Source organism: Tolypothrix sp. VBCCA 56010, assembly GCF_050875635.1.
In the GTDB taxonomy this organism is placed as follows: Bacteria; Cyanobacteriota; Cyanobacteriia; order Cyanobacteriales; family Nostocaceae; genus Hassallia.
This window is the reverse complement of the sequence record NZ_JBPAOH010000200.1, coordinates 1-11,049: the sequence shown is the minus strand read 5'-3', so window position 1 is coordinate 11,049 and position 11,049 is coordinate 1. Positions and strand designations below refer to the sequence as shown.

At 42.7% G+C, this 11,049-nt stretch carries 14 protein-coding genes; 8 read left to right on the top strand and 6 right to left on the bottom strand.

Going from position 1 to position 11,049, the window contains the following annotated elements:
* Positions 1–323: 323 nt before the first annotated feature.
* The gene (locus tag AABK37_RS37070; protein ID WP_432556445.1) at positions 324–1,901 is read right to left on the bottom strand and encodes a B12-binding domain-containing radical SAM protein; all 1,578 of its coding nucleotides are present in this window, start codon (positions 1,899–1,901) and stop codon (positions 324–326) included.
* Positions 1,902–2,200: 299 nt separating this feature from the next.
* On the opposite strand from AABK37_RS37070, the gene AABK37_RS37065 reads away from it, so the two are divergent.
* The 3 genes from AABK37_RS37065 to AABK37_RS37055 all read left to right on the top strand — a co-directional run bounded on the left by AABK37_RS37065 (position 2,201) and on the right by AABK37_RS37055 (position 5,364).
* Complete coding sequence (locus AABK37_RS37065) at positions 2,201–3,151, top strand: L-lactate dehydrogenase (RefSeq protein ID WP_432556444.1); 951 nt, start codon at positions 2,201–2,203, stop codon at positions 3,149–3,151.
* Positions 3,152–3,367: 216 nt separating this feature from the next.
* A complete protein-coding gene (trpS, locus tag AABK37_RS37060; RefSeq protein WP_432556443.1) occupies positions 3,368–4,378 on the top strand; it encodes a tryptophan--tRNA ligase in 1,011 nt (336 codons plus the stop codon).
* A gap of 59 nt (positions 4,379–4,437) precedes the next feature.
* On the top strand, positions 4,438–5,364 hold the full coding sequence (locus AABK37_RS37055; RefSeq protein WP_432556442.1) for a methylenetetrahydrofolate reductase: 927 nt from the start codon (positions 4,438–4,440) through the stop codon (positions 5,362–5,364).
* 119 nt (positions 5,365–5,483) lie between these two features.
* Here AABK37_RS37055 and AABK37_RS37050 read toward each other — a convergent pair whose 3' ends face one another.
* The 3 genes from AABK37_RS37050 to AABK37_RS37040 all read right to left on the bottom strand — a co-directional run bounded on the left by AABK37_RS37050 (position 5,484) and on the right by AABK37_RS37040 (position 6,992).
* Entirely contained in the window at positions 5,484–6,194 is a 711-nt protein-coding gene (locus tag AABK37_RS37050) for a Uma2 family endonuclease (RefSeq protein ID WP_432556441.1), read from the bottom strand.
* A 128-nt stretch (positions 6,195–6,322) separates the two neighbouring features.
* A complete protein-coding gene (locus AABK37_RS37045; RefSeq protein WP_432556440.1) occupies positions 6,323–6,727 on the bottom strand; it encodes a type II toxin-antitoxin system VapC family toxin in 405 nt (134 codons plus the stop codon).
* Positions 6,717–6,992, bottom strand: a complete 276-nt coding sequence (locus AABK37_RS37040) for a hypothetical protein (protein ID WP_432556439.1) — start codon at positions 6,990–6,992, stop codon at positions 6,717–6,719. Before AABK37_RS37040 ends, AABK37_RS37045 begins: the two co-directional genes overlap by 11 nt.
* A 180-nt stretch (positions 6,993–7,172) precedes the next feature.
* On the opposite strand from AABK37_RS37040, the gene AABK37_RS37035 reads away from it, so the two are divergent.
* Positions 7,173–7,979 (top strand): Uma2 family endonuclease, encoded by an 807-nt coding sequence (locus AABK37_RS37035; protein ID WP_432556438.1) that lies wholly within the window; start codon positions 7,173–7,175, stop codon positions 7,977–7,979.
* 136 nt (positions 7,980–8,115) lie between these two features.
* Here AABK37_RS37035 and AABK37_RS37030 read toward each other — a convergent pair whose 3' ends face one another.
* On the bottom strand, positions 8,116–8,493 hold the full coding sequence (locus AABK37_RS37030) for a hypothetical protein (RefSeq protein WP_432556437.1): 378 nt from the start codon (positions 8,491–8,493) through the stop codon (positions 8,116–8,118).
* Positions 8,494–8,616: 123 nt separating this feature from the next.
* Here AABK37_RS37030 and AABK37_RS37025 point away from each other — a divergent pair, with 123 nt between their 5' ends.
* The 4 genes from AABK37_RS37025 to AABK37_RS37010 all read left to right on the top strand — a co-directional run bounded on the left by AABK37_RS37025 (position 8,617) and on the right by AABK37_RS37010 (position 9,979).
* Positions 8,617–8,805 carry a hypothetical protein gene (locus AABK37_RS37025; RefSeq protein WP_263745781.1) on the top strand — a complete coding sequence of 63 codons (189 nt, stop codon included), beginning with the start codon at positions 8,617–8,619 and terminating at the stop codon, positions 8,803–8,805.
* A 192-nt stretch (positions 8,806–8,997) separates the two neighbouring features.
* On the top strand, positions 8,998–9,204 hold the full coding sequence (locus AABK37_RS37020) for a hypothetical protein (RefSeq protein WP_432556436.1): 207 nt from the start codon (positions 8,998–9,000) through the stop codon (positions 9,202–9,204).
* A 266-nt stretch (positions 9,205–9,470) separates the two neighbouring features.
* Positions 9,471–9,767, top strand: coding sequence for a hypothetical protein (locus AABK37_RS37015; RefSeq protein WP_432556435.1), 297 nt, complete (start codon positions 9,471–9,473; stop codon positions 9,765–9,767).
* A gap of 14 nt (positions 9,768–9,781) precedes the next feature.
* Positions 9,782–9,979, top strand: coding sequence for a hypothetical protein (locus AABK37_RS37010; RefSeq protein ID WP_432556434.1), 198 nt, complete (start codon positions 9,782–9,784; stop codon positions 9,977–9,979).
* Positions 9,980–10,165: 186 nt separating this feature from the next.
* On the opposite strand, the gene AABK37_RS37005 is transcribed toward AABK37_RS37010, so the two are convergent.
* On the bottom strand, positions 10,166–10,990 hold the full coding sequence (locus AABK37_RS37005) for a hypothetical protein (protein ID WP_432556433.1): 825 nt from the start codon (positions 10,988–10,990) through the stop codon (positions 10,166–10,168).
* Between the last annotated feature and the right edge of the window lie 59 nt (positions 10,991–11,049).

The window sequence follows — 11,049 nt, the reverse complement described above, 5'->3', positions numbered from 1 at the left end:
GCGCTCATGGAGAACTGCAAAAATAACAACTTGAATCATACAGCAGATTGCGTTTTTATTGAATACACGTAGAGACGTTCCACACTGAACGTCTCTACAAGGTTTTAGGTTTTACGCATGTACCTCCTAAACCTGAAATCTGCTGTATATGGTGCGTTATAGCAATTCTCGGTTACGTGAGGTACACCCGTAGGGGCACGGCAATGCCGTGCCCCTACACGCGACGATATAATGTTGTACCGCATCTGAATGGGAACTGCTATAACGTAGTGTAACGCACCCTACGAATTTAAAATTTAAAATCCGAAAACGGTATGATTGCTTTAAGAGACACGTGAGAGTTGATTAATTGCTTCTTCTTTTTCTTTTGCTTGTTCTTCTTGCTTCAAAGTTTTCAGTTTTGCTTCTAATATTGCCTTCACCTCATGACGGAAAGTAAAGAAATGTTCGCCAAAACACAAAGCAACGAAATAGTCATATAATAAATGCGGTTTGTGTAATGCGATCGCGCTCAACTGCTGCCAGAATAAAAACCGAGTTGAACGAACTACACCCTGCCTGTAGCAAACTGCTGGAAACAACCGCATTTCATGCCAAGTAAACCCACGTTTGATTTTGGGACGCCTACCTTCCATCATCATAAAGTGGCGAAAAGTTCGTTTAAGATAAGGTAGTGGCTCATATAAATTCCAGAACGCATCGATAAATTCTGTGACAATTTCTCCTAAAGGTCGAGTCGTTTTAAAGTTAATCAACGTACCTTGATAGCCTGTAGCTAAACCATCCAGCAAGCGATTTTCTTGTTTCAGACGAGTCCACATCGCTGTATTGTGGAATGCTTGCAGCAAACCCAAATGAGCCTGAGGAATACCAGTCTCTTCAATAAACTGCTGAATGCGTTTTCCTGCACCAGTGCGTTCACCGTCAAACCCTAAAATGAAACCAGCCATAATTTGCAATCCAGCGCGTGTAATCTTATGGCACGATTCAACTAGAGAGTGACGGGTATTTTGTTCTTTGTGAATTCCTGCTAAACTGTCAACATCTGGGGTTTCAATGCCCATAAATACCATAGCGAAGCCAGCCTTCACCATCAATTCTATCATTTCGTCATCTTCTGCCAGATTAAGTGAAGCTTCTGTCAGCAAAGGGAAAGGATAGTTGCGTTCTTCCATCCACGGAATTAATGCCCGCAGAAATACTTTGGCATTGCGTTTGTTACCAATAAAGTTGTCATCGACGACAAACACATAACGATACCAGCCCATTTGATACAATACTTCAAATTCAGCCAGCATCTGTTCTGGTGTCTTCGTGCGCGGCTTGCGACCAAACAATGTGATAATATCGCAAAACTCACACTGGAACGGACAACCCCGCGAAAATTGCACGGTGACAGACATGTAGTCGTCTATGTCTAACAAGTCAAACCTGGGTATGGGAGTGTGGGTAACATCCGGTTTTTCTGTAGCGCGGAAAATGCCTTTTTCTTCTCCTCGTGCCAAAGCTTCTAAAAACATGGGGATGGTGCATTCACCCTCATCTAAAATTAGATAATGCGCTCCCGCTTCTAAGGGAAATTCCGGTATCGATGTAGCAAACGGACCACCGACTGCAACCTTTTTACCTAACGCTACCCCTTTTTGAATCAATTCTCGAAAATCCTCTTTTTGGATAATCATTGCAGAGATGATTACAATATCGCACCAAGCCCAATCTTCATCTGTCTCATGGCGGATATTGCGATCGCACAATCTAATTTCCCAGTCAGTTGGCAGCATTGCCGCTACTGTAATTAAACCCAATGGCGGATTTGTGGAGCGTAAACCTGCCAGATCGAGCGTTTCTTGGTAAGACCAGAAGGAATTAGGCATTATGGGCCAGAGTAGTAAAGCTTTCATGAGCAAATACCCTGAAAAAATTGATTTATTACTACATTACTGCTACTTTCTCTAACTCCAGCTTACGTTTTGTCGATTTATGTAAATAAATATTTAAATAATTCTAATTACTAATATTGCCTGAGACTAAACTGTTGTGCAAAAAACTCACAATAAAACTTTTAGGTATCGAATTCCATCTTGAGATATAGATTAAATACTGTCTGCACCAATTAGCATCAACTAGTATTAGTCGTTAAGTTTTCACAAGCTGTTTAACAGCTAGTAACTCTATCACAAACCGATAAGGAAAAGCATAAATGAGTCGCAAAACATCCAAGGTGGGAATCATTGGTGGAGGACGTGTAGGTGCAGCAGTGGCGAATGCTTTGGTGCTATTGCGTATAGGTGTTACAATCGTTTTGTTTGACCGAACATTAGAAAAAGCTGAAGGCGAAGCGTGGGATATTGAAGATACAATTCCCTTGCTTTGGCAAATGGATGTATTGCCATCAAATCAGTATGAAGATTTAGCGGATTGTGATGTCATAATAGTAACAGTTGGCGCAACAGTAAAACAAGGGCAGAGCCGATTAGATTTGTTGAGCAATAATGCAGAAATTATTCGCTCGACGATCAAGGAATTGGATCGAGTTGCACCTAATGCGATTCTAATTATTGTCAGCAATCCAGTTGACGTGCTGACGCGGATTGCTCATGTTACTTCTTCCAGACCGGAAAATTTAATTATCGGCTCAGGAACCATTCTTGATACTGCCAGATTGAAATATCAACTTGGTAAACTACTCAATGTAGACAAGCAAGAAGTTCATGTTTATGTGATTGGAGAACATGGTGAGAGTGAATTCGCTGTCTGGTCGAGTGCATTTATTGGAGTAATTCCCTTAAATGAATTTCCTTTACCACAAAAAACTTCACTTCTTACCATGAAAGCAGAATACACAGAATTAACTCGCAAAAGAGGTTATGCAATAAGTGAACGCAAAGGAGGTACTAACTATGGTGTAGCTGTAGCGGTTTGTCAATTAGTAGAAACCATCCTGCAAGATGAAAAAAAGATATTCACTGTATGCGTGAAAGTTGATTCTGAATACAAAGTTGGAAACGAAGTTGTGCTTGGGCTACCGTGTATCATTGGTAAACAAGGCATTGAGCGTCAACTTTTGTTACCTATAAATGCTGAAGAACAACGCTTGCTCACAAAGTCAGCTGCCCAGTTAAATGAAGCTTACAATTCTTTGGATCATTAAGTCGCTCGCTTTAAACATTCCTCTAACCACTTGCGCTAACGCCGGAAAATGTCAAAATGAAATGAGTTTTGCGATCGCCTTCGGCGGGTGCTTCTCTTCTCCTTCTCCTATCGGAGACGCTACGCGAACGGAGACGCTAACGCGAACGAGACGCTCCGCGAACGCGCCATCGCACATTTACTATAGTGCAAATTTGAGGTAAATAAGTTTAAATTTATGGGCAAGCAACGCGTTCTGTCGGGAGTTCAACCAACTGGCAATTATCATCTCGGTAACTACTTGGGAGCGATTCGCAACTGGGTAGAAGGACAGAGCGAGTATGAAAATTATCTCTTTGTGGCTGATTTACATGCGATAACTGTACCGCACAATCCAGCAACACTGGCAGCTGATACTTACACCCTGGTGGCTCTTTATCTAGCTTGCGGTCTGGATTTAGAATATTCTACAATCTTTGTCCAATCTCACGTCTCGGCTCACAGCGAGCTTGCTTGGCTGCTAAACTGCATTACACCGATGAACTGGTTAGAAGATATGATTCAGTTTAAGGAAAAAGCTGTCAAACAAGGCGAAAATGTCAATGTCGGTTTGCTGGACTATCCGGTGCTAATGGCAGCAGATATTTTGCTTTACCAAGCTGATAAAGTGCCGGTGGGTGAAGACCAAAAGCAACACTTGGAATTGACGCGGGATATTGCCAATCGATTTAATCATCAATTCGCCAAAGGCGATCGCCCCGTGTTAAAATTACCAGACCCTTTAATCCGCAAGGAAGGCGCAAGGGTAATGAGTTTGACGGATGGAACTAAGAAAATGTCGAAGTCAGATCCGTCAGATTTGAGTAGAATCAATTTGCTAGATCCACCAGATTTAATCACCAAAAAGATTAAGAAGTGTAAAACCGATTTGGTGCGCGGTTTAACTTTTGACGATCCAGAGCGTCCGGAGTGTCACAACTTGTTAACTCTGTATATGCTGCTTTCTGGAAAAACAAAGGAAGAAGTAACCGCTGAGTGTCAAGATATGGGTTGGGGACAATTTAAGCCTTTGTTGACAGAAACGACGATTAATGCTTTAAAGCCGATTCAAGATAAATATCAAGCGGTGATGGATGACAAAGGCTATCTAGAGTCAATTTTGCGCTCTGGACGAGAAAAAGCTGGGGCGATCGCACTTTCTACCCTTACACAAGTAAAAGTCGCTTTGGGTTATTCTCTACCTTCATGAGGTTTCGCTTTTTAGTGCGCTGTGGTATACGTGTACTTAGGTACTAATATCTCGTAGTTATGCTTGATACGTCAAAAACAGCATTAACTTGCTTTCGCAAAGCTGCAAAAGCAGGTGATTTCTTGATAACAGCCGAGGTTACTCCTCCCAAGGGGGGTAATCCAGCGCACATGGTCAGTATGGCGGCGACTCTTAAGGGGAGGGTTCATGCCGTCAATATTACTGATGGTAGCAGAGCAGTTCTGCGGATGTCTTCGTTAGTGGCTTCGGCGATTTTGTTGCAAAATGGCATAGAGCCGATTTGTCAGTTAGCTTGTCGCGATCGCAATCGCATTAGTTTGCAAGCCGATTTAATGGGCGCTCATGCGTTGGGGATATATAACATTTTAGCATTGACTGGCGACCCGGTGAAAGCAGGCGATCACATCGATGCTAAAGGCGTATTTGACTTAGAAGCAGTCCGCTTGCTGCAAGTTATCCAAAAGCTAAATCACGGCTTTGATTGCAACGAAAAACCCTTGACTGATGGGTCTTGTGATTTATTTGCTGGTGCAGCAGTCGATCCGCAATGTGCGAGTTGGTCGGGTTTGCAAAGTCGATTTGAGCGCAAAATCCAAGCGGGAGCGCAGTTTTTCCAAAGTCAGTTAATTACCGATTTTGAGCGGCTAGAAAAGTTTATGGACAAAATCGCCGCAGGCTGTGAGAAACCGATTTTAGCAGGGATTTTCTTGTTAAAGTCGGCGAAAAATGCCCAATTTATTAATAGGTGCGTTCCGGGTGTGAATATTCCCGACCATATTATTGATAGATTAGCGCAAGCAAAAGACCCGCTGGAAGAAGGGATGAAAATTGCCGCCGAACAAGTCAAGATAGCGCGTCAATTGTGTCAAGGTGTGCATATGATGGCGGTGAAGCGTGAAGATTTGATTGTACCAATTTTGGATATGGCTGGAGTGGCGCCAGTTAAAGAGTTGGTGACAGTTTAAACGGATCTGAGTCTTTTTGACCGAAGCAGCTGGTTTAAACCAGCTGCTTTTGTGTTTAGGGATGCGGGGAAGGCGATCAATTTATGTTAATTACAACTGCCAACGATGCAAGGAAGTCTCTAAATAGTATTTGGATCAATCCCTAATTCTTGCAGTTTTGCCGCCAAGCGATCGCTGCGTTGCTTTTCTTGTTCAGCGCGTTGTTTTTCTTGTTCAGCGCGTTGCGTCTCCTGTTGTGCTACCTCTTCTGGGGTTGGAACTAGTTCTCCTTCATTCGTAAAAAAACGTAACTTGTCTTGATAAATCCCCAAATATAACTCTAACTGTTGGCTCCACAACCAGCCTTGATCATTGGGTTTTAATGGTTGATACTTACCAGCCACCAAGACAAACCCAGCAAATTCTAAATTATTCGTGTCAAACCAGAAGTATTCTGGTGTGCGAAAGGTGTTTTGGTAAATCTCTTTTTTTAAGTTTTTGTCTGTTGCTGCTGTAGAATCTGATAGCAGTTCGACAATTACGTTGGGATAGTTGCCTCCTTCTTGCCAGACAACCCAACTTTTACGGGCTTTGCGTTCAGTCCCCAATACGACAAAAAAATCTGGTCCTCGAAAATCTTCTGACTTCCGCTGGCGGGGGCTGTAGTAAATTGTAATATTACCGGATGCATAAAAATCATTACGACTGCGCCACAACCACTCAAGGCATTGGATTAGTAGCGTCATTTGTAGCCGATGTAAATCAGTTTCCAAAGGCGGTTCGTCACTATATAAATCCCCTGGGGGAAATATAACATCTTCTGGGGTTGCTAAATCTTGGGCGACAGACATGGCGACAAGTGTCTTAGTGCTATAAGTTTAGCGTTTTCTGTGAGGAGCGATCGCATTGTTTATTTCTTCGCTTCTATTGCTAAACTAAAAAACAACCCTTACTCCACCTACGCACGTTTGAGCTAAAGCTAGATCGAGATAATCTGGATTGTCGTAACTCGGTGCATTGGTTTGGTTGGCTTTTCAGTGGTAATCAGTTCATCGGCTTTGAGCCAGAGGGCAGCGGCAATATGAAGTGCATCCATCGCCGCTAAATCGTAGATACACGAAAGTTGATAAGCATCTTGTGTAATTTGCTCCAAGTCTGTTGCCCAATGGCTAACAGCGCTGAAGAAGGTTTCGTAGAAGTCTGTTTCGTCTTGCTGTTGGTGATAAATTGCTTTGGGCAGTACTTCTAACTTGACGAATTGGCTCGACACAAATTGCCGATTTCCGTCATTGAGAATGCTGTTTGCTCGAATGCTGGCTGACTGAATACCTTGAAAAGCAGTGATGAGAACCCCAGAGTCGATGTAGGTCTTCTTACGACTCACGGTATCCACCCCGACGAAGAGCAAGCTCTTGTTCAATTTCTGCTTCGTTGAGTAATTGTATTCCAGAAGCGATCGCTCGATTACGAATTTCCCACAGCTTCTTAGCTAAAGGCGTTTGTGGAATATATTCTGTATTAATTTCTGTTACGTCTGATTCAGATTTCAACGCTTCCACAAACTCCAAAACCTTTTGCTGCTTTTCGGGTGTGAGTTCTCGCCAGCGTTCCAGTAATTGTTCTTCTTTACCCATAATCCACCTCATCATATAGTCATGCTTCTATTTTTGCCCATTCTTTCGGTGGCGATACTCTTACAGAGGCGATCGCTTGGTATTGAACCAGAAGCCTAATATTTTTAAACTTTGGCTTAAAGGTGCGTAAACGCGCTCCTCCGCCTTTTGATTGCTAAACTAAAAAACAACCCTTACTCCTGCAAAGGTAGTCTTATGACCTCTGCAACCGACCCATCCACTGCCCTGACTCCTTTCCCCGACCATACGCAGCTACCAGAGTCTAATGGCACGTTTGTGAAAAACTGGCAAGAGCATCCCCAAAGCATTTTACTGACTGACTCAATTACACCTGTCCTCAAACAATTACATCCTGAAGGTCAATATTGTATAGGTCAGGACTTAGGTATTTACTGGCGCTTGACAGACCCCCCAGAAAAAGGCGCAGAAGCACCTGATTGGTTTTATGTAGGAAATGTACCGCCCTTGCTTGATGGACAAACGCGGAGGTCTTATGTACTGTGGCGAGAATTTATTGCCCCATCAATTGCATTAGAGTTTGTCTCTGGTAATAGTAGCGAAGAACGAGACAAAACCCCTTGGACGGGTAAATTTTGGATTTATGAACAGGTAATTCATCCGGCTTTTTACGGCATTTATGAAGTGAATAAAGCCAGTGTAGAAGTTTATAAATTAATTGGTGGACAATATCAGTTATTAACAGCAAACGAGCGGGGACATTATCCGATTGCCCCCTTGGGAGTTGAGTTAGGTATTTGGCAGGGAGAATATCAAAATGCAGAATTACCCTGGTTGCGTTGGTGGGATTTGCAAGGTAATTTGTTGTTGAGTGGTGATGAAAGAGCCGAACAGGAAAGCCAACGGGCTGAACAGGAAAGCCAAAGAGCTGAACAGGAAAGCCAAAGAGCTGAACAGGAAAGCCAAAGGGCTGAACAGGAAAGACAAAGAGCCGATCGCCTAACTGCCCAACTGCGATCGCTTGGCGTGGAACCAGAAGCTTAATATTTCGGCATAAGGTTAAAGCTAGACTTTGGACTAGAGAGCTAGAGAAAAGCGTTTCTAGACAATCAAAAAGAGCTACTAAAAAAGTCCCCTAAGAAGAGGACTGACAGAAGGATTATCGAGGCTATTAATAAAATTAGTCCGCTAGCAAGTCCATAACTTGCTCTAGCAGAAGTTTAGCTTTGTAGAGGTTAAGCAGTTTCTCCTGCTCCCAGCGACTAGGTGCGCTCAAATACTTGCCTTCTAAGCTTGCTTTGATTAATGCTGCTTGTTCGGCGGTGGGAGAATTCATTTCATCTAATGCCGCGCTGATAAACTGAAAACTGCCAAACGATAATCGTCGTAATCCTTTCCCTTCTTGTAGCTGGTTAAGTGCGATCGCCCCAAATGCAATCAACGATGTGATATAGCTTACCTTCTGGACTGATTTCCCAGTAGGTCGTAATCCATAACGCTCACAGAGCAAGCGTAGTTCAGCAATGGTTTTGATTTCGAGTTCCGATCGTGTAAACATAGAATTGTCTCATTATGAATGGGATATTGGTGGTTGCTGTACTCGCCAAAGTTAGACAACCACCAAATAAACATTAAACAGTTGCAAACGAGTGTTTCAAGCTTATGTTTACATTTCTATACAATGCCTAATCCAAAAGGTAATCCAGAAAGTTTAAGACCATTTGAATCAGAAAGAGAAGAACCACTATCAACTACTATTAGTTTTCGCGCTACTGAAAAAATGAAGGATGAAGTGAAAGCACAAGACGACCCTGCACAATTCTGTAGAGAAGCTATCCAGGAAGCGCTAGACAAGAAAAAGAAAACTTAGCTCAGGGGAGTCTATTATCTTCATCTTTCTTATATCTCTATAGCCAAGTATAAGTTTGTACTTTGTTAATCATTTTTTAAATATTTTTACATAGATTGAGCATGAGGAATTAGGGCGATCGCAGGGAATCTTCATGAGCGAAGTGAGATAAAGGCGCACCGAGCTTCGCAAAAATTAAATAGGAGTTCGATATTGCAATCAAGCAAGAAGCGCGATATTGAATTCGGGCAGTCGTTTATTGAATTCGAGCAGTCGTTTATTGAATTCGGGCAGTCGTTTATTGAATTCGGGCGATCGTTTATTGAATTCGGGCGATCGTTTATTGAATTCGGGCGATCGTTTATTGAATTCGGGCGATCGTTTATTGAATTCGGGCGATCGTTTATTGAATTCGGATAGTTGTCAATAAATTTACGTAATCAATATATTTTTTTGTATTATATATTTTATATACTACTGAATTTGGCGGGTGTTAATCACCCCGATTTTGTTTATCCTAATGGTGTAAATACAACGATAGAAGTGGGATTTGCAAGGTAATTTGTTGTTAAGTGGTGATGAAAGAGCCGAACAGGAAAGCCAAAGAGCCGATCGCTTGGCGTTGAACCAGAAGTTTAGGTGTTTGGTTGATTGGTATGAGAAAAACTCCTATAGATTTGTACCGAATGGGAAATGCGACTTCTTCGAGAATAGATAATATTCGTTTAAAAGACATTGAAACTTACGAAGAAGATGGCGATATTCTGGTTGTTGCAGGTTCAGGCGGAATTTCAACGTTTTCAGTTCAAGGAGTTGGAAAAAATTGGTGGAGGTTGGATAAGGGAACTGATATTCCAAACGAACTTCGTCTGGTGAATGATTACGGCAATCACTGGCTGTGGGAACCAAGCTACACTATGCGAATGGATGATTACAAGAATGCGCTGCTGTTAGTTGGTGAGGCATTTTACAAAATCAATTAAGGGAGTTATTGAACGTGAATTTTTCTCCTAAAGCAATTCGATTTATTGTTGAGGCGCTAGAATATCGGATTGAAGCTTATCAAAAGCAGTTAGAGACAGAAAATTTAAATGATGATGAGGTTTCAGATATCACCAATGACATGATGTTTTTGGAATCGTTGTTGCAAGAATTAAACAAGGAACTCTCAACAATTGCGCCATCCATTTTTTAACTTACTTAATGGGCGAAATTGCGTAGACGCTTTCCTAGGTTTGTCGCTACTATATCGCTTGGCGTTCAACTAGAAGCCTAATATTTTTGGACTATGGCTTAAAGGTGAGGCTTCTTCACCTTATATGACCGCTACAACATCCTTTGCAAGTTAGCTTCTAAAGCTGGATCAAGCTATAGGTATGTATTATAAACTACTAGCCCAATTTGCTGCCCATCCCAAAGCTAACCCTAAAGAAGAAGTGCCAACCAAAATTGCAAAAGTATCAAACTTGCTAAAGAATTTTTGCAATTTCTCTCCAAGCACAGTCCCAGCCACAGCCAAAGCCACAGCCAAAGCCACAGCCAAAGCCCCAGCCACAGACAAAACCATAGCCCCAGCCACAGTCAAAGCCAAAGCCCAAGCCCCAACCCAAGCCCCAGCCCAAGCCCCAGCCCAAGCCCAAGCCACAGCCCAAGCCACAGCCCAAGCCCAAGCCCAAGCCACAGAGTTATTCACGGCTAACGAGTAGCCTATCAATAGGAAACTTAATAATACACCAACCAACCAGCCCCAGGGAATAATTCTAGGTAATATAGTAGCTGATTTACCTGGAATTACCTCTGACTCTGACTTAACTTCGGGGTGAACAACTTCTCTTTTATAATCTGGCTCAACGGTCGGTGGAGGCACTGGTCTTGGCGCTTCTAGCATTGCCAACCATGCCTGCATTGACTGAGGACGGTCTTTTGCCTCTAGCGCCATACCCTTAATAATTGCGTAATTTAATTGGTCACTGATCCTTGGAAAAATTCCTTTGGGTGGAGTCAAAGGAGCATTATCGAGCTTACGAACCAGAGAAGTTGTAGGGTTTTGACCTGTCACCGCATAATATAGCGTAGCAGCCAAACAGTAAACATCAACCGTTGGCTCCCGACTACCCCGATGTATCTGCTCATAAGGTGCAAATCCATGATTACCTGCCTTATTTGGGTTGAGTCGATGGGGAGTATTATCTCCCGCACCTCTCATTTAGATCCGGACGTGCCCGTTTCCGTGCATCCGGCTCCCGATGTTCTTGTGACTTATGT

Bases quoted from the DNA above. Each gene is read 5' to 3' on its own strand.
- AABK37_RS37070 (WP_432556445.1), bottom strand. From the start codon at position 1,901: ATGAAAGCTTTACTACTCTGGCCCATAATGCCTAATTCCTTCTGGTCT.
- AABK37_RS37065 (WP_432556444.1), top strand. From the start codon at position 2,201: ATGAGTCGCAAAACATCCAAGGTGGGAATCATTGGTGGAGGACGTGTA.
- trpS (WP_432556443.1), top strand. From the start codon at position 3,368: ATGGGCAAGCAACGCGTTCTGTCGGGAGTTCAACCAACTGGCAATTAT.
- AABK37_RS37055 (WP_432556442.1), top strand. From the start codon at position 4,438: ATGCTTGATACGTCAAAAACAGCATTAACTTGCTTTCGCAAAGCTGCA.
- AABK37_RS37050 (WP_432556441.1), bottom strand. From the start codon at position 6,194: ATGTCTGTCGCCCAAGATTTAGCAACCCCAGAAGATGTTATATTTCCC.
- AABK37_RS37040 (WP_432556439.1), bottom strand. From the start codon at position 6,992: ATGATGAGGTGGATTATGGGTAAAGAAGAACAATTACTGGAACGCTGG.
- AABK37_RS37035 (WP_432556438.1), top strand. From the start codon at position 7,173: ATGACCTCTGCAACCGACCCATCCACTGCCCTGACTCCTTTCCCCGAC.
- AABK37_RS37030 (WP_432556437.1), bottom strand. From the start codon at position 8,493: ATGTTTACACGATCGGAACTCGAAATCAAAACCATTGCTGAACTACGC.
- AABK37_RS37025 (WP_263745781.1), top strand. From the start codon at position 8,617: ATGCCTAATCCAAAAGGTAATCCAGAAAGTTTAAGACCATTTGAATCA.
- AABK37_RS37015 (WP_432556435.1), top strand. From the start codon at position 9,471: ATGGGAAATGCGACTTCTTCGAGAATAGATAATATTCGTTTAAAAGAC.
- AABK37_RS37005 (WP_432556433.1), bottom strand. From the start codon at position 10,990: ATGAGAGGTGCGGGAGATAATACTCCCCATCGACTCAACCCAAATAAG.